At 63.2% G+C, this 22,728-nt stretch carries 16 protein-coding genes and 2 pseudogenes; 7 read left to right on the forward strand and 11 right to left on the reverse strand.

Features of this window, described 5'->3' with window-relative positions; genetic code table 11:
• Positions 1–69: 69 nt before the first annotated feature.
• From ACGLHR_RS09305 to ACGLHR_RS09325, 5 genes and pseudogenes are all read right to left on the reverse strand, one after another.
• Positions 70–1,824 carry a thiamine pyrophosphate-binding protein gene (locus ACGLHR_RS09305; RefSeq protein ID WP_400093386.1) on the reverse strand — a complete coding sequence of 585 codons (1,755 nt, stop codon included), beginning with the start codon at positions 1,822–1,824 and terminating at the stop codon, positions 70–72.
• 438 nt (positions 1,825–2,262) lie between these two features.
• The gene (locus ACGLHR_RS09310; RefSeq protein WP_400093388.1) at positions 2,263–2,388 is read right to left on the reverse strand and encodes a hypothetical protein; all 126 of its coding nucleotides are present in this window, start codon (positions 2,386–2,388) and stop codon (positions 2,263–2,265) included.
• A 141-nt stretch (positions 2,389–2,529) separates the two neighbouring features.
• Positions 2,530–3,246, reverse strand: a complete 717-nt coding sequence (locus tag ACGLHR_RS09315) for a GntR family transcriptional regulator (protein WP_400093390.1) — start codon at positions 3,244–3,246, stop codon at positions 2,530–2,532.
• A 303-nt stretch (positions 3,247–3,549) separates the two neighbouring features.
• Positions 3,550–4,524, reverse strand: a complete 975-nt coding sequence (locus ACGLHR_RS09320; RefSeq protein WP_400093392.1) for a 2-dehydropantoate 2-reductase — start codon at positions 4,522–4,524, stop codon at positions 3,550–3,552.
• Positions 4,525–4,960: 436 nt separating this feature from the next.
• Positions 4,961–5,215 (reverse strand): annotated as a pseudogene (locus tag ACGLHR_RS09325) (DDE-type integrase/transposase/recombinase); the annotation flags it as partial.
• 470 nt (positions 5,216–5,685) lie between these two features.
• Between ACGLHR_RS09325 and ACGLHR_RS09330 the strand changes: the two are divergent.
• From ACGLHR_RS09330 to ACGLHR_RS09340, 3 genes are all read left to right on the forward strand, one after another.
• Complete coding sequence (locus tag ACGLHR_RS09330) at positions 5,686–9,111, forward strand: adenylate/guanylate cyclase domain-containing protein (protein WP_400093394.1); 3,426 nt, start codon at positions 5,686–5,688, stop codon at positions 9,109–9,111.
• A 533-nt stretch (positions 9,112–9,644) separates the two neighbouring features.
• Entirely contained in the window at positions 9,645–9,956 is a 312-nt protein-coding gene (locus ACGLHR_RS09335) for a helix-turn-helix transcriptional regulator (protein ID WP_318236126.1), read from the forward strand.
• 4 nt (positions 9,957–9,960) lie between these two features.
• Entirely contained in the window at positions 9,961–11,280 is a 1,320-nt protein-coding gene (locus ACGLHR_RS09340) for a type II toxin-antitoxin system HipA family toxin (RefSeq protein ID WP_400093396.1), read from the forward strand.
• A gap of 264 nt (positions 11,281–11,544) precedes the next feature.
• Here the strand turns inward: ACGLHR_RS09340 and ACGLHR_RS09345 are convergent, their stop codons facing one another.
• On the reverse strand, positions 11,545–12,198 hold the full coding sequence (locus tag ACGLHR_RS09345) for a glutathione S-transferase family protein (RefSeq protein WP_400093398.1): 654 nt from the start codon (positions 12,196–12,198) through the stop codon (positions 11,545–11,547).
• A 97-nt stretch (positions 12,199–12,295) separates the two neighbouring features.
• On the opposite strand from ACGLHR_RS09345, the gene phaZ reads away from it, so the two are divergent.
• The gene (phaZ, locus tag ACGLHR_RS09350; RefSeq protein WP_400093399.1) at positions 12,296–13,567 is read left to right on the forward strand and encodes a polyhydroxyalkanoate depolymerase; all 1,272 of its coding nucleotides are present in this window, start codon (positions 12,296–12,298) and stop codon (positions 13,565–13,567) included.
• A 193-nt stretch (positions 13,568–13,760) separates the two neighbouring features.
• Here phaZ and ACGLHR_RS09355 read toward each other — a convergent pair whose 3' ends face one another.
• Entirely contained in the window at positions 13,761–14,327 is a 567-nt protein-coding gene (locus tag ACGLHR_RS09355) for a phasin family protein (RefSeq protein WP_400093428.1), read from the reverse strand.
• A gap of 319 nt (positions 14,328–14,646) precedes the next feature.
• Between ACGLHR_RS09355 and ACGLHR_RS09360 the strand changes: the two genes are divergently transcribed.
• Positions 14,647–15,327 carry a DUF1294 domain-containing protein gene (locus ACGLHR_RS09360; protein ID WP_400093401.1) on the forward strand — a complete coding sequence of 227 codons (681 nt, stop codon included), beginning with the start codon at positions 14,647–14,649 and terminating at the stop codon, positions 15,325–15,327.
• A 94-nt stretch (positions 15,328–15,421) separates the two neighbouring features.
• Here the strand turns inward: ACGLHR_RS09360 and rpoD are convergent, their stop codons facing one another.
• Positions 15,422–17,383 carry an RNA polymerase sigma factor RpoD gene (rpoD, locus tag ACGLHR_RS09365; RefSeq protein ID WP_318236123.1) on the reverse strand — a complete coding sequence of 654 codons (1,962 nt, stop codon included), beginning with the start codon at positions 17,381–17,383 and terminating at the stop codon, positions 15,422–15,424.
• 762 nt (positions 17,384–18,145) lie between these two features.
• Here rpoD and ACGLHR_RS09370 point away from each other — a divergent pair.
• Positions 18,146–18,931, forward strand: a complete 786-nt coding sequence (locus ACGLHR_RS09370; RefSeq protein ID WP_400093403.1) for a TatD family hydrolase — start codon at positions 18,146–18,148, stop codon at positions 18,929–18,931.
• Positions 18,928–19,140: pseudogene (locus tag ACGLHR_RS09375) on the forward strand (hypothetical protein); the annotation flags it as partial. The gene ACGLHR_RS09370 and the pseudogene ACGLHR_RS09375, both read left to right, overlap by 4 nt.
• A gap of 2 nt (positions 19,141–19,142) precedes the next feature.
• Here ACGLHR_RS09375 and ACGLHR_RS09380 read toward each other — a convergent pair.
• The 3 genes from ACGLHR_RS09380 to ACGLHR_RS09390 all read right to left on the reverse strand — a co-directional run bounded on the left by ACGLHR_RS09380 (position 19,143) and on the right by ACGLHR_RS09390 (position 22,646).
• Positions 19,143–20,981, reverse strand: a complete 1,839-nt coding sequence (locus ACGLHR_RS09380; protein WP_400093404.1) for an NAD(P)-binding protein — start codon at positions 20,979–20,981, stop codon at positions 19,143–19,145.
• 37 nt (positions 20,982–21,018) lie between these two features.
• Positions 21,019–22,323 carry a c-type cytochrome gene (locus tag ACGLHR_RS09385; RefSeq protein ID WP_400093406.1) on the reverse strand — a complete coding sequence of 435 codons (1,305 nt, stop codon included), beginning with the start codon at positions 22,321–22,323 and terminating at the stop codon, positions 21,019–21,021.
• 137 nt (positions 22,324–22,460) lie between these two features.
• Complete coding sequence (locus ACGLHR_RS09390; RefSeq protein WP_150990214.1) at positions 22,461–22,646, reverse strand: DUF2970 domain-containing protein; 186 nt, start codon at positions 22,644–22,646, stop codon at positions 22,461–22,463.
• Positions 22,647–22,728 lie beyond the last annotated feature (82 nt).

The raw sequence follows: 22,728 nt of genomic DNA on the forward strand, positions 1-22,728 counted from the left end.
CTGAATAGCTATCGTTGGTTATGCGCTGATGCAGAAATGTTCGCTGCGCCCCGTTCCGGGCACCACGCCTTACTTGTACATGGTCTGTGCCATCGTCCCCGGCGCGTAGACCGAGGGATCGACCCAGATGTTGATGACCGCGCTCTTGCGCGTCTTTTGCACCGACTCGCGGGCGCGCTGCAGTGCGCCGGCGATCTTCGCCGGGTCGCGGACTTCCTCGCCATAGCCGCCAAGCATCTCGGCGAACTTGCCGAACGGCACGTCGCTGAGCAGGTTGCCGACGTTGCCGCGTTCGTCACCGTACTTGGCAAGCTGGCCGTAGCGAATCTGGTTCATTGCCGAGTTGTTGCCGATGACCGCGATGTACGGGACGTTGAAACGGTTGGCGGACTCCATGTCAAACGCCGTCATGCTGAAAGCGCCGTCGCCGTAGTAGCACAACACTTCCTTTTCGGGATTGGCGAGCCCGGCCGCGATCGCAAAACCGGTACCGACGCCGAGCGAACCCAGCGCTCCCGGGTCCATCCATTGGCCCGGACGACGCGGTCGCACTGCCTGCGCCGAGATCGTCACCACGTCGCCGCCGTCGCCGATATAGATGGTGTCGTCGGCGAGGAATTCGTTGATCTCATAAGCGACCCGGTACGGGTGAATTGGCGTGCTGTCGGACTTGAACAGTGGCATCAGCTTGGCCGTTGCCACTTCTTCGGCTGTGGCCAGATCGCGCATCCAGGCCTGGCGAACCTGGCGCTTGTCGTGCTTGATGCGGCCGCTGGCGGCCTGCAGCACCGCGCCCAGGATCGCGCCCGGATCGCCGACCAGGCCCAGGTCGATGTCGCGGTTCTTGCCGACCGTGCGGTAATCCATATCGATCTGCACCAGCTTGAGATCCTTGCTGATGCGTTTGCCATAGCCCATCCGGAAGTCGAAGGGCGTGCCGACGATAATGATCAGGTCGGCTTTGGCGAATGCTTGCGAACGGGTGCGATCGAAGTGATGCGGGTCGCCCGGCGGCAGCAGGCCGCGGCTGGCGCCGTTGAAGTAGCCGGGGATGTCGAGCCCGCGCAGCAGCGCGACCGCTTCCTCATGGCCGCGCGCGGTCCAGACCTGCTGGCCGTACAGGATGGCCGGCCGCTCCGAATTGACCAGCATGTCGGCCAGGCGCTCGATGTCCCGCGGGTCGCCGATCGACCTGGTGGAAGCACGATAGTGGCCCGGGCGCGGAATCACCGCCCGCGCGAGGTCGACTTCGCGGTCGAGCACGTCGCGCGGGATCTCCAGGTAGGCCGGGCCGGGCGCGCCATTGAAACATTCGCGCGCGGCCATCGAAATCATGTCGGCCACCCGCTCCGTGCTCGGAATGGTGGCCGCGAACTTGGTGATGGGCGACATCATGTCGACGTGCGGCAGGTCCTGCAGCGAGCCCATTTTGTGCTGGGACAAAGCGCCCTGCCCGCCAATATGGATGATCGGGCTTTCCGAACGGAAGGCGGTGGCCACCCCGGTGACGGCATTGGTGCAGCCGGGGCCGGCCGTGGTCACCACGCAGCCGAGCTTGCCGGTCTGGCGTGCATAGCCGTCGGCCGCATGCGCGGCGATCTGCTCGTGGCGCACGTCGATGATGCGGATGCCTTCGTCCACGCAGCCATCATAGATATCGATGATGTGGCCGCCGCACAGGGTGAAGATGGTGTCCACCCCCTCGTTCTTGAGCGCGCGCGCCACCAGGTGGCCGCCGGAAACGACGCCGGCATCGCGCGTCTTCTGCTTGAGAGTGTCTTCGGCCGTGGTGGTCTCGGGCCCCGTGGATACGACTGCAGACATGTTTTGGTCTCCTCGTTGACTTTTGCGACTGGGGTGAACCAGCGTTACTGGTATCTCGATGCCCTTTCGCCCTTTGTTCGCCTACTGGCAATTGCTGCCGGTCTCGTGGCTTCGATCATCTGCTGACCGCCTTGTTGACATACAGTATGTGATATATCAAAAGGCCACAAGAAAAATTTGCATCTTTGATCTAAAAATTCACGATGCGGTGCAGCAGATAGCTGTTTTGTGCCGTTAACTGAGCGAAATCACTGAATTTGACCGATTCATTCCAGTTCCGCACAAGATTTCAGGTAACCAAAGAAGCGTTTTTAAAATCACTTTATCCGCTTTATATATATTACATACAACATTTCACAAATCGTCCGGGTTATCCGGTTTCGCGGCTCGGCTGCGCCCGGCAGCACCAAAAGCGAGGAGACTGTGAACATTCACGGATCAGGACAAGGGGACCTGCGGACCTGCACCTGCACCTGCATCGGCGGCGATCCGGTCAGTGGCACGAATTTCATCGATCGCCTGAAGGTGTTCCAGGCCGACCACGGCACCAAGGGGCATCTTCATGCTCGGCAAGATCGGCGACTCGGCCGAGGAAGATGCGGCCCGGTCCCTGAACGACGCCCGCGCGAGCGGCAAGAAAGCCATCGCTAAGTAAGCAGAAGCGGCGGACAGGTCTGCCGCTTCTGCTTCAGCCCGCCCAGCTCATTACAGGAAATCGGCGTGCTTCTCGACGTATTCCGCCAGGTTGAGCGAGTGCTGCCGTACCAGTTTCTCGGCCAGCTCGGTATCGCGCTTTTCCAGCGCCTCGATGATGCGCAGGTGGTCCATGATCGAGCGCACTCCGCGTTCGCTCTGCGAGAGGGTCATCTTCCGGATCGCGCGCACGTGGATGAAGATGTTCTTGATCGCGTCCATGATGGCTTGGGACTTCGACAACTGCACGATCGCCTGATGGAAGACTATATTGGCGTCCGAGTATTCCTCGATATGCTCGGCCGGGGTGGCATCGCGGAAACGGTCGAACATATGCCGAAGCCAGGCGATCTCGTCGTCGGTGGCGCGCAGCGTGGCCAGGCGGGCCGCCATGCTCTCGAGCGCCGCCCACACCTGGATCATCTCGATGATTTCGCGCTTGGTCTTGCGCACAATGTAGATGCCGCGCCGCGGCACGGTACGCAGGAAGCCCGCCTGCTCCAGCAGCGTCATGGCTTCTCGAATCGGCGTGCGGCTCACGCCCAGTGCCTCGCTGAGGACCCGTTCGTCGAGCCGGATCTCCTCGTGTGACTGGTAGATGTCGGCGTCGGCAATGGCCTGCCGCAGCATCGCGTAGGCCCGGTCACGCAAGCTAGCCCCGGCATTGATGGGCTGCAGCGACAGGGTCAGGGCAGCGGGTTGAACCTCGATTTGGCTTTGCGCAGACATGAATGAACTTGTTTCGGACCGGGGCCGTGGCAATCGGAATGACTGCCCCCGACGAGCCCGCACAACTTACCCAAGAACAACGCCTCATCAGCGCAAAGCACAGCGCAATCCGCCTTTGTCATGAATCACGAAGTCGGGGCATGGGCGAGTTTCAACATGGGAATATCACAACGACTGCAATGTCGGCCCGACGACGCGGCCCTCCGTGCCGTCGGGGTGATGTCGCGGCAGCCACCGCGCCGCATGAGTCACTCACTCGCGGCCGGCACAACGGCATCCGGCAGCTCGCTTGGCTCCCGCTTGCTAGGCCGCCTGCGCCATCCGCTCGCGCTGCTTGATCAGGGCAAGCACCGCGTCGATCATCGGCGTGCGCTGCCCGACCAGATGGCCCATTTCCTGCACCACCGTCAGGAGCGGATCGATCTCCATGGCCCGCCCCCCTTCCAGGTCCTGCAGCATCGAGGTCTTGTGTGCCCCTACAGCCCCTGCGCCGTCGATACGCCGCTCCACGTCGACACGGAAGTGCACGCCAAAGCGTTCTGCAATCTGCTTGGCTTCCAGCATCATCTCGCGCGAAAGCGCTCGCGTGCCGGGGTCCGAGGTAATCACATCCAGGGTCGCATGGGTGAGCGCGCTGATCGGGTTGAAGCACAGATTGCCCCAAAGCTTGAGCCAGATCTCGTCGCGGATACTGTCTCGGATGGGTGCATCGAGGTCGGCGGCCACCATCATCTCGCTCAGGCGCCGCACCCGCTCGGACTTCGAGCCGTCCGGCTCCCCGAGCGGGAATTTCTTGCCGTAGACGTGGCGGATGACGCCGGGCGCGACGATTTCCGCAGCCGGATAGAGCACGCAGCCGATCGCCCGCTCCGGCCCCAGGCCCCGCCACTGGCGGCCACCCGGGTCAACGCTTTGCAGCGTGGTGCTGGCGTACTGGCCCCCGTGTTGATAGAAGTACCAGTAGGGAATGCCGTTGACGCCAGTTACCACCGCCGTATCCGGCCCCAGCAGAGGCTGCATCAGATCCACCACCCCCGGCACCGAATGTGCCTTCAGCGTGATGAAGACGTAATCCTGTGGCCCCAGTTCGCCTGGATCGCTGGTGCAGTTGACCTTCGCCACTCGCTGCTCACCGTCGATCTGCAGCGTGACACCGTTGGCCTGCATGGCCGCCAGGTGTGGACCCCGCGCCACGAAGCTCACCTCGGCCCCCGCGCGCGCCAGTTGTGCGCCGATATACCCGCCGATGGCGCCGGCACCATAGATGCACACTTTCATATTGCTGTCTCCCGCTGGTTCGTATTGATATATCACATACTATATTTCATCGCGGGAGGCCACAACCACAATCTGAGGCGGCCGTCGTGCCATCGGCACCTCATGCGGGGCAAGGGCACGGTGAATGTACCAACGGCAGCTACAGGAGAGGGCCGTCGAGCTTGCTGTATGAATCTTGCTGTGTCGCCGGCGTGGCGCGTCGCCGCCTCGAGAGCATATTCAGGCCCTCGGCCTGGGCCGCGACTTGGTGTGGCATCCCGGTGTCGGCACAGAACCACCGCTCGGCGCCCATCTGTCACCCCGCGGCATGGCTACAGCCACCAAGGCATTTATTTTGGCGACAGCAATGTGGTGCATTACGCTGGACTCGCCGGATCGTCGCAATGCTGTTTGGCGAACCAAAAATAATGCCTGGCGCGGAGGGCTCTGCTGCAAATTACGGGCTCGTGCGAAGAACGGCGTCTTCACCGTTACATCGTCGTGCTGAAAGGACGGCCTCCCTAACAGCAGGCGCAGTGGAATCTTTGAGGCGCAACTCTGTGAAGTTGAATTGACCTTTGCGAATGCGATGCATCAACTCGATGCCGGAGATCGTAACGGCTGCATTCCTGAAGCGTTTGCAACCGAGCATCGCATTGACCCTGGACTTGATGTTGCGATGATCCTGCTCGATCAAGTTGTTCAAGCACTTCGATGATCGCAACATCGTGTCCTCGGGCAGCAACGTCACGCGCGATGAGACGCCGCTTAACCGTCCAGTGTGATGGTTTTCGGAGCGAGCCCTTGACTCTTGATCGCCTTCGCGACGAAGGCCTTTTTCAAGACTATCTTTCGATCCACCTGATCGGCCTGTATCGAAGATAAAGCGGCCAGGTCATGCCCCGAGGACGCATTCAGATGGCCATGGTCACAAGCAGCAAGGCGAGATTGAAATTCTGAATGATCGCACGCTGTTCATCCTTGTCGAATCCGGCCGGCAGGGAGAACGAGAGCACTATTCTGTGTGTGCGCTGGTACTGTCGCCATAAGCAGTGGTACCGCGATGTGGTCAAAATGATGGCCGAGCTCGGACCGGGGTGCACGGCAAGCCGCCGATCTTGATGCGGAAATCGATAAGGCGTCTAATTGCTCAGAAGCAGGCCGAGGAAGTCGAGAGGCTATATGCGCTGTGCAAATTGCGGGTTCGAGAGTGCCATGAGAGCCAGATTCTGCGAGGCGTGCGGGACCAAGCTTGCACGGATCTGCCCGAATTGTGGCTACGAACTGAGTCCCACCGCCAAGTTCTGCAGCGAATGCGGCTCGCCCCTGAACGAGTCATCCCAAACGTCGTCCGCCCTCCCCCATCCCGCCGTTCCCGCGCCCATTCACTACACCCCTGCCTACTTGGCCGAGCGCATCCTGGCCGAGCAGGCGGCCCTGGAAGCCAGGGGCGCAACGGCCGGCGAGCGCAAGACCATCACGGCCCTGTTCGCCGACATGGCCGGCTCCACGGCGTTGATCCACGACCTGGACCCGGAAGAGGCCCGCCGCCTGATCGACCCCGTCATCGCCCTGATGATGGAGGCCGTGCACCACTATGAGGGCTACGTGGCCAAGTCCCTGGGCGACGGGATACTGGCCTTGTTCGGTGCCCCCATTGCCCACGAGGACCATCCCCAGCGGGCGTTGTATGCGGCGCTGCGCATGCAGGACGCGATGCGCCGCCACGGTGGCCGGATCCGTCTGGAGCAAGGCATACCGCTTCAGATCCGGGTAGGAATCCACACCGGAGAGGTGGTGGTGCGCTCGATCCGCAAGGACGACCTGCGCACGGACTACGACCCGGTGGGGCACACGATCCACATCGCCTCCCGGATGGAATCGATGGCCACGCCCGGCTCCGTCCTCATGAGCGAATCCACCCATAAGCTGGCCGAGGGGTATTTCGAGTTCAAGGCCCTGGGGGCCACCCAGGTCAAGGGAATTCCCGCGCCGCTCGCCGTCTATGAGCTCCTCGGCCTCGGGGCGTCGCGCACGCGCTTGCAAGTGGCAGAGCGCCGCGGCTTGGCACGGTTTGTGGGCCGGGAGGCCGAACTAGAGCAATTGCGCGGGGCGTTGGAACAAGCCAAGGCGGGGCACGGGCAAATCGTCGGGGTGGTGGGCGACGCCGGGGTCGGGAAGTCGCGGCTCTTCCATGAGTTCAAGGCGCACTCACAGCGAGGCTGTCTGGTGCTGGAGACCTTCTCGGTTTCGCACGGCAAAGCCTTTGCCTATTTGCCGTTGATCGAGCTCTTGAAGAACTATTTTCAGATCACCGCCCAGGACGATGAGCGAGGGTGCCGCGAGAAAATCACCGGCCAGGTGCTGACCCTGGAGCGCAGTCTGGAAGACTTGTTGCCCTACCTGCTCTATCTGCTGGGGATCAGCGCGCCGAGTTCGGCATTGCCGCACATGGACCCCCAGATCCGGCGCCAACGCACTTTCGAGGCAATCAAGCGACTGCTGGTGCGCGAGAGCCTCAAGCAGCCCGTCGAACTCCTGTTCGAGGACCTGCAATGGCTCGACAGCGAGACCGAGGCTTTCCTCGCGTTTCTCATCGACCGCGTGGCGAGCGGGCGGATTCTCCTCCTAGTGAACTACCGGCCCGAATATCAGCCTGGCTGGGGCCACCGAAACGACTACACCCAACTGCGGCTGGATCCCTTGGGCCAGGTCGAAGCCCAAGGATTACTCACTGCTCTGCTGGGCAATGATCCCGGACTCATGTCCCTCAAACTGCTCATCCTCAAGAAGACGGAGGGCAACCCCTTTTTCATGGAGGAGGTGGTTCAAACCCTGGCCGAGGAGAAAGCACTGCTCGGCGAGCCCGGACATTACCGGATCGAGAAGACCCCGCCTGCGCTGCATATCCCGACCACCGTACACGGCGTACTTGCCGCCCGCATGGATCGGCTCCCCATCGCGCAGAAGGAGCTGCTGCAGAGCCTTGCCGTGATCGGCAAGGAGTTTCCTTTGGGCCTGATCCAGCAGGTCGTCGCGCAGCCTGAGGACGACCTGCGCCGTCTTCTGTCCGGCCTGCAGGCCGCAGAGTTCATTTACGAGCGGCCAGCATTCCCGGAGGTGGAATATACATTCAAGCATGCCCTCACCCAAGAAGTCGCCGGCAACTCCCTGCTCACGGAACAACGCAGCGTGCTGCATGAACGCACGGCGCAGGCCATCGAGGCGCTCTTCCACACTAGGCTGAAGGACCACTGCGGCGAGCTGGCACACCACTACAGCCTCAGCGGCAACATCCCGAAAGCGGTGGAGTACCTGCGCTGTGCGGGGCAACAGGCCCTCCAGCGCTCCGCCAATCTCGAAGCGATCCGGCACCTCGGCGCGGCCCTGGAGCTGCTCAAGCACCTGCCCGACACACCAGAACGCGCTGGCCAGGAACTCACATTGCAGCTTACCCTCGGTCCGGCCTGGATGGCCGCCAGAGGTTATGCCGCCCCGGAGGTGGAGGTGACCTATACCCGCGCGCTGGCATTGTGCGAGCAGGTTGGGGAGACGCCGCAGCGCTTCTCAGTGCTGTTGGGACTGCGGATGTTTTATCAATTGCGTGCGCAGTACGAAACGGCACATGAGCTGGGTGAGCGGCTGCTCAGCTTGGCTCAGGACGCGCAAGACCCGGAGTTCCTCGTGGAGGCTCATAATTTATTGGGGACGACGTTGTTCTTTCTGGGCGAGTTCAGAGTCGCCCGTGCCCACCTGGAGCAGGTGCTGGCCCTCTATGATCGGGAGCAGCATCACGCCCATGCTTATCTGTATGGGCTGGACCCGGGCATACGTGGGCTTACGTTTTTGGCCTGGATCCTGTGGTATCTGGGCTATTCGGATCAGGCCCGCAAGCGAAGCCAGGAGGCGCTTACCCTGGCCCAGGAGGTGTCTCACCCCCATAGCCTGGCGCACGCCCTGGTGTTTGCCGCCGAGCTCCATCAGCTTCGACGGGAGGCGCAACTAACCCAAGCATGCGCCGAGGCCGTTATCACGCTCTCGACCGAGCAAGGGTTTCCGTTCTGGTTGGCTTGGGGAACCATCCTTCGGGGCTGGGCGCTGGCCGAGCAGGGAAGCAGCGAGGAGGGAATCGCCCAGATACGCCAAGGCCTGACCGCCTACGAGGCCACGGGGGCTGAGCGGGCACGGTCGTATTTTCTGGCGCTGCTGGCCGAATCCTATGGGAACGCGGGGCAAGCCAAGGCGGGACTGATCGTGCTGGCCGAGGCGCTGGCGATGGTGGACAAAACAGGAGAACGTTGCTACGAAGCGGAGTTGCATCGGCTCAAGGGAGAACTGCTGCTCCATCCGTCGAGCGTCCAGACCCACGCATCCACGGGCCACGAAGACGCTGAAGCGTGTTTTCACAAGGCGATCGCGGTAGCCCGCCACCAGGGCGCCAAGTCGCTGGAGCTGCGCGCGGCGCTGAGCCTGGCTCGGCGATGGCAACGACAGGGCAAGACGGAGACAGCCCGACAGAGGCTGGCCGATATCTATGGCGCCTTCACGGAAGGCTTCGACACCGCTGACTTGCAACAGGCCCACGCGCTGATCGAGGAGCTAACGTAAGCGGAGGGAGACGCCCGGGCCCATCTTCGAGTGCGGTTGTCGAGGATCGTTAATTCTGCGAATGGCGACCACTAATTCTGCGAACGTGGCGTGACGTAGGCAACCAGCCGAAGAACGGGTACTTCCGCAATGTCCGTGGTGCGACGAACAGTTGCCCGAGAAACAATGAGCGTTTGGTGGCGCGGTCAGGACAATTTGCGCCAAGGCCGAAGGATTCACTGCTTCGCGACCCAGTAAATCGTAGCCCGCCATCGGGTGGGCTTTTCGACAGGATTTGAATCAGCCGGCGAAGCGCCGGTTCAGGCTTCTGCCCGCTGTTCCTTGAACAGAACAACCGCGCAGAAACTCAGCTGACCCACGCCATACTGTCATTATGGCATCGTTACGCCTTCCTTTCCGGTAGTTATGTTATATAATAGCATAATACGCCTGCTATAGCGTGTATATCAACGTCTATATTGACATACCGACATAGATACCGGACCATACGGTATATCCGCCTTTCCGGACGTACTTGCCGAGCAACCTACGTTATGCCTGCTATCCGAAGCACATCGACAGGTGATGAAATCGCTGCTGAAATCGGTGCGCGACTGCGCTCCAAGCGCCTAGAACGCAACTTCACGATCGAAGACCTGGCGAAGCGCGCCGGGATCGGCCGGACCGCTCTAGGCGATCTAGAGGCCGGACGGGATGTCCGCGTATCCACGCTGGTGAAGGTGATGCGAGCGCTGAGCATGATCGGCAGCCTAGATGCGGCCTTCCCGGATACCTTGCCATCAAGCGAAGCGCTGTCTGCGCGAGGCGAAGTCCGCAAGCGCGCCTATAAACCCAAGGAGCGATAGTTTGGTGACGCAAAGGAAGTCGCGCTCGCCGCAGCGTGCCCGTCCGGCACAAGGCGTTCTCGCGAGCGCCCATGTCCTCATGCACGGCCAGACCGTCGGTGCCGTCACTGAGTTCGATAACGGCCGGATTGGCTTCAACTATGACCCGGAGTACCTGGGCACCGGGGGACCGAGCATTTCCCCTGAGTTCCTGCCATCCCAGTCAGGCACGTTCGAGTTTCCCGAACTGCGGCGGGTCGACGCGTTTCTGGGTCTGCCCGGCGCCCTGGCGGACGCGCTGCCGGACACCTTCGGCAACCTGATCATCAAGAAGTATTTCGAGGACCGAGGCGAGCCTGACAAGGCGATGAGCCCCGTGCAGCGCCTGCTCTATATCGGCGACCGCGCAATGGGGGCGCTCGAGTTCCGGCCAAGGATCGACCGGCGGGCGACGGCTGGTGAGAGCGAAGCCCTTGAGGTTGGCACGCTCGTGGAGGCCGCGCGCAAGCTCGTGGCCGGGGAACAGGATGGCGCGATCCAGGAACTGATGCGGATTGGTGCAAGCGCCGGCGGCGCGCGGGCCAAGGCGCTGATTCTTTGGAACCGTCGGGATAAGCAGATCCGTTCCGCGTTCGTCAAACCGCGCAAGGGCGAGGAAAGCTGGCTGATCAAGTTCGGCGGCGTCGAGTCGGCCAACCCGAATGACCATCACGCCCAGCCTTTCAATCGAGTTGAGTACACCTACGCTCTCCTGACGAAGGAACTCGACATCGACATGGCGCCGGTCGACTTCATCGAAGAGGATAACGGCCGCTTCCACTTCCTGACCAAGCGATTCGATCGCAGCGAAGGCGGTGGCCGAGTGCATATGCACAGCCTGGCCGGTCTCACGCACATCGACTACAACATCCCGCGCGCCTACAGCTACGACCAGTACTTCCGCTGGATCCGGGCCTTCCAGATGCCCCATACAGCGATCGAGGAAGCCTACCGCCGAATGATCTTCAACGTAGTGGGACGCAACCAGGACGACCATGTGAAGAACTTCGCTTTCCTGATGTCACCCACCGGCGAATGGAGCCTGTCACCCGCCTATGACCTGACGTTCTCCGCAGGCGCTGGTTACACGCTGCAGCACCAGATGACCATCGGCGGCAAGGCGGACAATTTCACCGTGGACGACCTGGTCGACTTCGGCAAGAAATTCGATGTGGCCAATCCCAAGGCCGTGATCGAGCGCACCGTCGATGTCTTCAGCGGCTGGGCGGCGCTGGGCCAACACTGGAAAGTAGCACCGAAGGAGATTGAGGCGCGCGCCGGGCGCCTGCGCCTGTTTAAACTCTGAGCGCTTGACTTCTTCTCCCGCCTGAAGAGGCCGGAGATTCCTACTGCACAACCCGATGTGATGGCTAGTCGCATCAGTGGGTTCCTGCGCCGACGCCCCAACGGCAGGCGAAGTATCTCGACAAGCAAACTGGGCGTGCCCCGCCCTTAAAACATTGATCGCGCCGACCACGTCGGCGTGTCCCTCGACGCAGCACTCCACGCACATGCTGCGCTCGTGTGCTGCGATTCTCGGCCTTCTTTGCCTGGCAGGTATCCTGGCCGCTCAGAACTCCATATCCAGCTCGTTGATCTCTTCGGGCTCCCGCCCTGCCGCCTCCATCCATTCCAGCATCTCCGGCAACGCCATGATCGTGCGGCAATAGCCTTCCGATACCACATCGAGCTTGACCTCATAGGTGCGAAACCGGGTGACAACTGGCGCATACATGGCATCGGCCATGGTGCGCGCTCCGAACAGATAGGGCCCGCCATAAGCCGACAGGCATTCGCGCCAGATGGCGGTGATCCGATCGATATCGCTCTGGGCGCGCGACCAGACCTTGAAACCGGAGCGGTGGACGCGCAGGTTCATCGGCAAGGCTGCGCGCATGGCGCTGAATCCCGAATGCATTTCGCCGCAAATCGCCCGGCAGTGGGCTCGGGCAATGCGGTCCTCGGGCAAAAGCCGAGCCTCCGGCCGCACTTCGTTCAGATACTCGGCAATGGCCAGGGTATCCCAGATCGTGACACCCTCGTGTTCCAGTCGCGGCACAAGGGTCGAGGGCGACAGCAGCAAGAGTTCCGCGCGGCTGGCCGCGTCCGTCACCGGCACCAGGATCTCCTCAAATCCCAGCCCACTGAATTTCGCCAGCAGCCAGCCGCGCAGCGACCACGCGCCATAGTTCCTGCTGTTGATGGTCAGGGTTGTCCTTGACATGGCGAACTCTGAGATATAAAGGAGTGACTTAGTAATATCGACGCAACGTCATGCGTATCGCAGCGTGGCTGCCGATGTGCGTTTTGTGAGTCACCCCATGATTTACCAGGCGTACCAGATGCTGGCCGACCTGATAGCTCCACTGCAGGCGGCGACCGACGATGCAGCCGCGTCCTGCGCTGCGTCGCCAATGCTTGCGTCCGGGCCGGCATTCGCGCGGGAGTGGTGCGCGCTCCTGGAATGGAGTTCGCTAGTGCGCCTGCGCCACGAGCGCCCCCCTTTTGACATCCCCGCGGTCCGAGGTAACGGTGCCAGCGGTGCCAGCGGTGCCAGGGTTGCGGTGAGCGAAGAGGTGGTGCTCGCCACGCCGTTTTGCTCCCTTTTGCATTTTAGGCGGGACACTACGCCCGGACAACCACGTGTGCTGCTGATCGCGCCTCTGGCGGGCCATTTCGCCAGTTTGCTGCGCGCCACGACGGCCACAATGCTGGCAGACCATGATGTCTATCTCACCGACTGGCATAACGCGCGCGACATTCCGTTGTCCTGCGGGTCCTTCGGCTTTGACGACTTCGTCGCCCAATTGATCAGCTTGCTCGGCTGGCTCGGCCCAGGAACGCACGTAGTGGCGGTCTGCCAGCCGGCGGTGGCCACCCTGGCCGCCGTCGCGCTGATGGCCGAAGACCGCGATCCTGCGCTACCGCGCAGCATGACGCTGATGGCCGGGCCGATCGACACGCGCATCAATCCGACCCGCATCAATGCACTGGCGGTACGCACCCCGCTCGCGTGGTTCGAGGCCAACCTGATCGACACCGTGCCGGCACGCTTCGAGGGAGCGATGCGGCGCGTCTACCCCGGCTTCGTGCAGGTGTGCGCCTTCCTGTCCATGAACCTGGATCGGCATATTGCCTCGCTGATCCAGGCTTACCAGTACAAGCTGGATGGCGAGACGGCCAAGGCCGAGGCGATCCGGGCCTTCTACACCGACTATTTTTCGACGATGGACCTGCCGGCCGAGTTTTATCTCGAGACCGTGAGCCGGGTGTTCCAGCAGCATGCCCTGCCGCGAGGCTGTTTGACGGTCGCTGGGCGGCGCGTGGACCTGCGCGCCATCCGCCACACGGCGCTGCTGACGGTCGAGGGGGAAAACGACGATATCTGCGCGGTTGGGCAGACCGAGGCGGCGCAGGAGTTGTGCAGCGCGTTACGGCCCAACCTGAAATCCCACTATGTCCAGACCGGCGTCGGGCACTACGGCGTGTTCGCCGGCCGGCGCTGGGCGACGCAGATCTATCCACTGCTGCGCAAGCTCATCCACGAAACGGAACAGCGCTGCGTGGAGGCCGCCCAGCCGGTGCACGGCTGATGGCAACGCGCGCGAGAGGCCCGCCCTTCCCGTCCCACATCAGAGCAGCGCCAGCCCATGCATGCCATTTGCCTGCAATTCCCCGCCGGGCCGACCGTCCAATACGCGTTCGAGGCTGGGCAAGGAAAGCAGGCGCCACCTCCCCCGCATCGCACGGGCGCAGATCAGCCGCTGCGGGTGGCTTGCTTCGCGGTCAAGCCTTGGCGGTGCGCGACGCGTGCTCGACGGCCTGTTTAGCCGTTTTGGATGCCGTGTGGCTCGCAGTGCTGAAGTTCTGCTCTGCGGCCTCGACCGCTTGCTTCGCGGTTTGGTACATCGACTCGCACAATTTATTGGTTGCGTCGATCACCGCGGTGAGGGTGCCCACTGCGCCTTCCGAGCCGGCCGGGGCGCTGCTGGCGAGATCATCGACCAACTCCTGCATGCGGCGCGTGTACGCTTCGAACTGCGCCTCGCTCACCTTGGTGAACTCGGCCTGGGTGGCCGCCCCGATCTCGCACAGGCGTTGGCTGTAGGAGAGCACCTTCTCGCCGACGGGCTTCATCAGGCCGGCCTGCAGCGCGAGCCACTCCTGCGGGCCCTTGGCGGACAATGCCATCTGCAAGTTCTCCTGCGCCTCTACGATCGTCGACTTCATGACTTGCAGATTCAGCTCAACCAGTCTCTCGAAGCTATCGAAGGCCTTGTTCACCAGGCCGAACATCACAGCGACGTTGGCCTGTTGTGTGGCGGTGAATTGTTCGGGGGAAGATGGGTTCATCATGCACTCCTGAAATTGGCCGGGTGCGCGGCACCTGCCGTCGGACGGCCATGCTTGTGCGATTGCCAAGGGTCCAGATCAGCGTGAATGAGTGACGTGAGATCCCGGACGTTCTCGACAAGGAGGGGGAATTGCCAGTTCATGGCGGACCCGATCCATTCAATATCGCCCCACCCGTATTTGCAAGGCTAGGCATGCGTTTTTTTGAGCGCTTTCGCGCCTGATACCTGCAGCCGCATACGCAGCCACCTACATACTGAGGACGATGCGTGGCACCAGGGCACGCAGGAGCGCCACCGGCTGGGCTGGAGCACAAAGCATGGGCGATGACCTGCGCATCGAAGCGTGGCGCTGGAAGGCTGGCGTTAGAAGGGTGGCGTTAAAATGTGCGCCGCCGAGAGACCTACAAACAAAAATGAAAAAAGCGGGCCGCGTCAAATCCTGGCATGCCGACAAGGGCTATGGGTTCATCGACATCCATGCCGACTTGAAAGACATCTTCTTTCACATCACCGCGCTGCACAGCCGTGCCGTCCAGCCCAAGCCTGGCGACCGCGTGACGTTTGAATTGGGCAAGGGCAAGGACGGCCGCATGCAAGCTACCAGCGTCTCGATACTGGGCGCGCCGAAGGGGCAGAGCCAGGCGAGCCGGGCGACCCTGTTGCCTGCCTTCATGGCGGCAGTGGCGTTGATGGCGATTGCGGGGGGCGCCCTTTGGGGATACCTGCCACGATATGCCGGCCTCGTCAGCCTTGTGATGAGTGCCGTTGCGTTCCTTGCCTACGCGTTCGACAAGAACAGCGGCAAACGCGATGCATGGCGCACGCCCGAGGCCAGGCTGCACTTCCTGTCGCTGTGCGGCGGCTGGCCGGGCGCGCTTGCCGCGCAGCGCCTGCTTCGCCACAAGAATCGGAAGCAGCCGTTCCAGCTGGTTTTCTGGGGCACCGTTGTCTTGAACCTTGGCGCCCTCGTCATGTGGAAGACGTATTTGCCTGGCTGAAACAACGAAGGGGGTTACGGCTTTTTACTTCGCCGTAACCCCCTTTGCCTTCTCTTCGCCTGGCGCGGCCTGCGCGCCAGGACCAGAACCCTGCTTAGCCTTCCTTCAGGAACGCCTTCAGATGGTCCGCGCGGCTGGGATGCCGCATCTTCTTCATCGCCTTGCTCTCGATCTGGCGAATCCGTTCGCGGGTCACATCGAACTGCTTGCCGACTTCTTCCAGCGTGTAGTCGGTAGACATGTCGATGCCAAAACGCATGCGCAGCACCTTGGCTTCGCGCGGCGTCAGGTCGTCGAGCATCTCGCGCACGGTGGCGCGCAGGCTTGCGTGCAACGCGGCTTCGGCGGGAGACGCGGTGTCGGAGTCGGCAATCATGTCGCCCAGGCTCGTGTCGCCGTCTTCGCCAACCGGCGTCTCCATCGAAACCGGTTCCTTCGCGATCTTCATGATCGAACGGACCTTCTCTTCCGGCATTTCCATGCGCTCGGCCAGGGCCGCGGGATCCGCTGCCTTGCCGGTGCGCTGCATGATTTCGCGCGAGATCCGGTTGAGCTTGTTGATCGTCTCGATCATGTGCACCGGCACCCGGATCGTCCGGGCCTGGTCGGCGATCGCGCGCGTCACGGCCTGGCGAACCCACCAGGTTGCATAGGTGGAGAATTTCCAGCCACGACGGTACTCGAACTTGTCGACTGCCTTCATCAAGCCGATGTTGCCTTCCTGGATCAGGTCCAGGAACTGCATGCCGCGATTCACGTACTTCTTGGCGATCGAGATCACCAGGCGCAGGTTGGCTTGCGTCATCTCGTGCTTGGCCTGGCGCATCTGCCGCTCGGCCGCCAGCATCTGGCGATTCACCAGCTTCAGCTCCGACAGCGGCAGCACCACGCGGGCGTGGATGTCGATCAGCTTTTGCTGATGCGCTTCGAGGTCCGGCAGGCTACGGGAGACGGAGTCGCTGTACGAACGCGACTCGCCGGCGATCCCGCGGCCCCAGGCGAGATTGGTCTCGTTGCCGGGGAAGCGTTCGATGAACTCCTCACGGGGCATGCCGCAACGCTCGACCATCAGCTGCAGGATCTGGCGCTCGACCACGCGCACTTCTTCCACCACCGTCTGCACATCGGCGCACAGGCGCTCGATGGTCTTTGCGGTAAAGCGGATCGACTTGAGTTCTTCCCGAACCGCGAGCTGTGCCATGAGGAAGCCTTCCGACTCCACGCCGTGCGCGGTGTAGGCCTTGCGCATGGCTTCGAAATGATTGGCGACACGAGCAAAGCGGGTCAGGCAATCGTCACGCAGCTTGGCCAGGCTGGCGGTTTCGTTGGCTTGCGCAGCCGCACCTTCGTCGACGGGCTCGTCCGAGGCGCTTTCATCCTCGGCGACGACTTCGTCGCGGCTGGTGTCGTCTTCGGCTTCGGCGACTTCGCCCTCGCCTTCGATCAGGCCGTCGACGAGTTCATCGATACGCGTTTCGTCGCGGGCGACACGCTCCGACAGCTCAAGAATCGTCGCAATGGTGGACGGGCAGGCAGCGATGGCGTGCACCATGCGGTTCAGGCCATCCTCGATGCGCTTGGCGATCTCGACTTCCTGCTTGCGGGTCAGCAGCGTTGCCGAGCTCATTTCCCGCATGTACATCCGCACCGGATCGGTGGTGCGGCCGAATTCCGAGTCGACCGTCGAGAGCGCGACTTCCGCCTCTTCATCGGCCTGGTCATCCGAGGCGGCGACCGCGCTGTCGCGCAGCAGCAGCGCTTCGGCATCCGGCGTCTGCTCGTAGATTGTCACGCCCATTTCGGCGAACGTGCTGACGATGCTTTCCATCGCCGCGGTGTCCGTGAAATTGCCCTGCAAATGGTCGCTGATGTCCGCGTGCGTCAGGTAGCCTCGCTCCCTGCCCAGCTGGATCAGTGCGCGCAGTTGCTGGCTGCGCTCCGTTGCTTCGGTTGCGGGATCAGCTTGAGTCGTGGACGCCGCACCCCTGCCGACAGGCTTTTTGCCGGTCAATGCTGTCTTTGTTTCTGCCACCGTCCGTTGTGCGCCACTCGCCATTAACTGCTGCTCCCTTGCTGAATTACTTCTTAACTGTTGCTGTTGCCCGTACGAGGGTACACCCAACGCACCTCTGGCTGTGACCCATCACAGGATGGGTACCTGTCGAAAGATGCATGGCTGACGCCACCACTACCGGGTTCTCCCAGTATGGTGGTCTGCGCTCGTTTAGGCCAAAGGGCGATATTCTACCTTCGTTGGTGCGACGCAGCACGTGCTAAAAGTGTTTTACCGCATCACCGAGGTCCTTCAGCCCCTCTTAAATTTGCGTTGCCAGGCCACTCCATGCTAGGCAATAGCCCCATCTTTACGCACAAAACGGGCAAATTACCCGTCAAATGTGACGCAAAGGGCAGATATGGCCCCATCGAGATTTATGGCCGAAAGCACCGTCAGGATTTACATACACATTTGTTTTTTTCTTGCCAGCCAGGCTACCAGGCCCGGAAAGGCCGACTTCTTCTCTTGGCGGGGCGGATGCCGATTTCCCTGCCCGGATGCCCAGGTCCGCTTGCCGGCCAGCGGCAACCACGGGATATCCGCCTGGTACTCGGGGTAGGCCGTCACCGTGACAATGTTGCACACCGGCGCCAGCCGCACTTCCCACTTCCTCTAGGGAGATATAGACCACTGCGAAGTTTTTCAAGTGCCTGCATTGCGCAATGCATAGTTCACGAGCAACAGCGCAAACAACCGCCTCGCAGTCCTGGTTAGACTGCACGCCTGTGTATCGCCAGCCACCCCACTCCCTTAGCCAGAAACATGCACCTGATCGACATTGGCGTGAACTTCCACTCCTCCCAGATCGCCCCGCACACCGACGCGATCCTTGAGAGGGCCACCGCAGCGGGCGTGGTCGGCATCCTCGCCACCGGCACCTCGCTGGAATCGAGCCGGAAGGCTCGCGACCTGGCCAGCCGGCATCCCCATCTCCTCTTTGCCACGGCCGGCGTCCACCCGCACGGCGCCAAGGATTGGTTGCCAACCGTCCTGCAGTCCCTCCAGGCCCTTTGGGAGAGCCCTGGCGTGGTGGCAATCGGGGAATGCGGGCTCGACTACAACCGCAACTTCTCGACGCCCGCCGACCAGCGCCATGCCTTCGAGGCACAGCTTGAGGCCGCGGCGCGCTGGAAGAAGCCGCTGTTCCTCCATTGCCGGGACGCCTTCGACGATTTCTACGCCATGGTGGCACCCGCCGTGCGCGCGGGCGCCCACGGCGTGGTGCACTGCTTCACTGGCGCAGCCGATGAAGCCGCCGCCTTCGTAGCGCTAGGCCTGGACATCGGCATCACCGGCTGGGTCACGGATCTCAAGCGCGGCCAGGCGCTGCGAGAAGCCGTGCAGGCCATCCCGCTCGAGCGGCTGCACCTGGAGACGGATGCCCCCTATCTCGGTCCTAAGAACCACAAGAACCGGCGGCCCTACAACGAGCCCGCCAATCTCCCCTGGATCGCACAGGCGGTCGCCGAATTGAAGGGACTGACCACGCGCGAAGTGGCGGAGCAGTGCACCCGCAACAGCCGCCGCCTGTTTGGCATTGCGGCATGAGGCGCCCTGCCTCAAACCCGCTCCTGCGCCCGCTGGAGCGCAGCCACCTGCATTTCGTCCACAGCCTGAACAACGACGCCAAGATCATGCGTTACTAGTTCGAGGAACCGTACGAAACCTTCACCGAGCTGTTGCAGCTATACGACCGCCACGTGCACGACCAGCGTGAGCGCCGCTTTATCTGCGAAAACCTGGACGGCGAGGCCGTCGATCAGCCAGCCAGCTCGCCCACCGCCCTCCACGCCTGATCAATGGCGGACGTCAACGACGGGCTGCCGGCGCTGTCGCTATTGGCGATCACCACGTTGCCCGCGCGGGCGCGCGAGCGCTCCAGCACGGCCTGCGCCGCCGCTTCTTCCTCGAACAAGCTGTTGGGCATGTAGCTGTAGCCGTGCGCCCAGCGGTTGACCGTGATGCCACGGATGACGTCCTTGGCGGCAAAGCCGCCTGGCGCCAGCATGCGATCGAGCTGGCTGCGCACGCCCTTCTCCAGCTCGCTGAACGGCGTTCCCAGCAAGAAGGCGCGCCCCGCGCGAAAGCGCTCGCGCGCCTGCATGCCGCTGTCCGGCACGGTGGGCACATAGAGCATATGCAGCACCACCGGATCGGCCGGACGCGCGCCGGCCGGCTTCTCCAGCCACAGGTCGGTGTAGGCCATGGCGGGCGCGTGGATGCGGCTGGTCTTGAGCGCCTCGAAGGCACGCCAGTTGTCCAGCGCCACCTTGGTGTAGACCACGGGCGCCTTCACGTCGGATCGCAACGCTTGCTTTTGCGCATCCGGCAGGCCGGGCATGATGAACGGGATCATCATGTTGTAGCCGGCCAGCACCACGTGCGCGGCTTCGACCCTGTGCAGGTTGCCCTTCCAGCCGTAGGTCACGCGCGTGATGCGCTGGTCGGGTTCGACGGCGATGGCCGTGCTGTTCAGCCGCACCTTCACCTTTGCATCCTCGCTATCGAGCCGGCTGTAGTCGAAGCTGGCCGCGCCGATCGCGTCGGGGCTGGCGATGCTTGCCACGCCCGGGATCAGGTTCTGCACCAGCAGCCGCGCCAGCGTGGCATTGCCATCGGCAAACCAGAGCTTGGACGCGGGCGACTTGCCAAGGCGCTGGTTGAGGCCGGGCGCTGGCATGCTCTTGCCGGCCGGCAAGCCGATGGCCAAGGCGTCGAACACGGACACGCCGTCGGCGTCGAGCGCATAGGCATCGTTGCTGCGGCTGCGGAACAAGCGCTGGCCGTCCAGTCCCAGGCCGGCCTTCTCGCGCAGGAAGGCCGCGTAGCTGGTGCGCTTCAGGTAGGCCAGCCGCTCGCCGTCGCTCGTGCCGGCCAGGTAATCCGTGCCGCCATCGGCCAGCCGCGCCAGCGCGGCGCGGTCCTGCTGCGGCAGCGGTGTCTGGTCGAGGAAGGCCTTGAAGGCGGCGGCATCCGCAGGCTGCGCGCCCATGCCATTGCGGGCATCGATCAGGCCCGCAAACGGATCGCCGGCAAGCAGCTGGTCACGGCCAAAATGCTCCTGGTCGAAGAACACCGAGCGGCCCATGCCCAGCTCGCGGTACGGGTCGCGCTCGGCGGCCTGATGGCGCTTCGCGTCCACACCGAGGCCGGCCAGCAGCGTGGCCACCGCGCGGCTGTCCAGCGCGGTCGATGGCATCTCGGCGCTGCCGCCGTATGTCACCAGTTTCTGCCCGCGCACAGTGAACTCGTTGCGCTTGGCGTGCCCGCCGAAATCGTCGTGGTTGTCCAGGATCAGGATGCGCTTGCCGGCGCCAAAGCGGCGCTGGTAGAACCACGCGGCCGCCAGCCCGCTGAGCCCGCCACCCACCACCACCAGGTCGAAGACTTCGCGCGCCATCACGGCGGGATATTTGGCGCCCTCGCGGGCCAGGCTGTGCGCGAGCGTGTAGGTGCCCGCATGGTTGCCGCGCAGCCCGGTCAGCGCCGGCGGGTAGCCGGCGCCGCGTTCGGCGGCCTGCAATAGCTGGGAAGGCGCCAGCCCCGCGGCGATGGTGAGTGCGGCGCCGTTGAGGAAATCTCTGCGCGTGATGGTCATGGCAATAGGATTCGCTTGATTTGGGTGGCGCGCGGGCTCAACGGGATGCGGCGGCGTCCCGCTGGCGGCCGAGCGCGGCGCGGCGGGCAGCGACAGTCGATTCCTTGACCGGGCTGGCCTGGTTGCCCCAGCCGGTACGGATAAAGGTCAGCACGTTCGCCAGTTCCTGGTTGTCCAGCGTCCAGCCATAGCCGGGCATGTGGTAATCGGTGGCCGCAGTGCCCACGTGCGCGGTCACGGCGCCGTCGAGCAGCAGGTTGGCCAGCGAGGACGGATCGGGATCCACCACGGTAGGATTGCCCGCCAGCGGCGGGAAAACGCGGGCAAAGCCCTTGCCGTTGGCGCCATGGCAGGGCATGCAGAACTCGGCGTACTGGCGCGCGCCGGTGGCGTCGAAACGGCCCTGCGCGAGCGTGTCGGCGGTGCTGTCGTCATAGACATATGGCGTTTCGTCGCTGCGCGCGCCGGGCACGGACTTGAGGTACACGGCAACGGCCTCCAGGTCCGGTCGTGTCATGAACTGCGTGGACGACGCAATCACCTCGGACATCGGTCCAAAGGAGGTCGCGTGCGCGTTGCGGCCGGTTTGCAGGTATTCGGCAATGTCCTCGCGCGACCAGTTGCCCAGCCCGGTGCGCGGATCGCCGCGCAGGTTGGTGGAGGCCCAGCCCTCCACGCTGGCGCCGGCCAGGAAGTGCCGGCTGCGCTCATCCAGCCCCTTCTCGGCCATCAGCGTGCCGCGCGGCGTATGGCAGGCGCCGCAGTGGGCCACCGCCTGGACCAGGTAAGCGCCGCGATTCCACTCGACGCTCTGGCCCGCGTCGGTGCGAACCGGGCCGGACTCCAGGAACAGCCAGTTCCAGACGCGCAGCAGCCAGCGCATGCCGAACGGCCAGCGCATTTCGGGCTCGGCGGCGTGTTGCCGCACGGCCTTCACTTCGGTGCGCAGGTAGGCGTACAGCGCCTGCACGTCCGGCTCGGCGAGTTTGGCGTAGGACGGGTAAGGCATGGCGGGATATAGCCGTTTGCCATGCCTGGCCACGCCCTCGCGCAGCGCGCGGTCGAATTCCTCGAACGAGTAAGCGCCAATGCCGCTGTCCACGTCCGGCGTGATGTTGGTCGAATAGACGGTGCCGACGCCGGTCTTCATTGGCAAGCCGCCGGCAAAGGGCGCGCCGCCGGCGCTGGTGTGGCAGGCCGCGCAGTTGGCAACCTTGGCCAGGTAGCGGCCGCGCTCGATCTGCGCGGCGCCGGGGGCGTCGGCCGCCGCCGCGAAGCATGGCGCCAGCAATAGGGCAGCAAAGGCAACGGAAGCGGAAAACCGCCTTATGGCAAAGCGCATGGGGCTGATTATCGTTTTAAGCGCCGCGCTGGCGTTCAGTGCGGCGAACGTGCACAGCCCGCACGCGGCGGGCTGTACTTCGTGGTTGCGGGCCTGGATGGCCTCGTGGGCACGGGATGGATTGACAGGCTCGCGTTTCAGGCGTGCGTCACCGCCCAATGGGCCAGCGACACGAGCAGCAGCACCAGCCCCGCTGCCAGCGCCACGCCGGTCAGGATCAACGGCACCGGCCGCACGGCCTGCAGGTCGCGCATATGTTCCTGGCCCTTGCGCAGGCCAAAAAATCCCCACAACACCGTCAGCACCAATCTCAAGGGGTTCATTTCGCTCTTCCTTACATGCTTGCCAACCGCCGCGTGACCTTGCGGCGCTTTGGCTTTTGGTAGTTACGGGGGATTATGGCGT

Origin of the sequence: Cupriavidus sp. CuC1 (assembly GCF_044627735.1) — a bacterium.
In the GTDB taxonomy this organism is placed as follows: Bacteria; Pseudomonadota; Gammaproteobacteria; order Burkholderiales; family Burkholderiaceae; genus Cupriavidus; species Cupriavidus ulmosensis.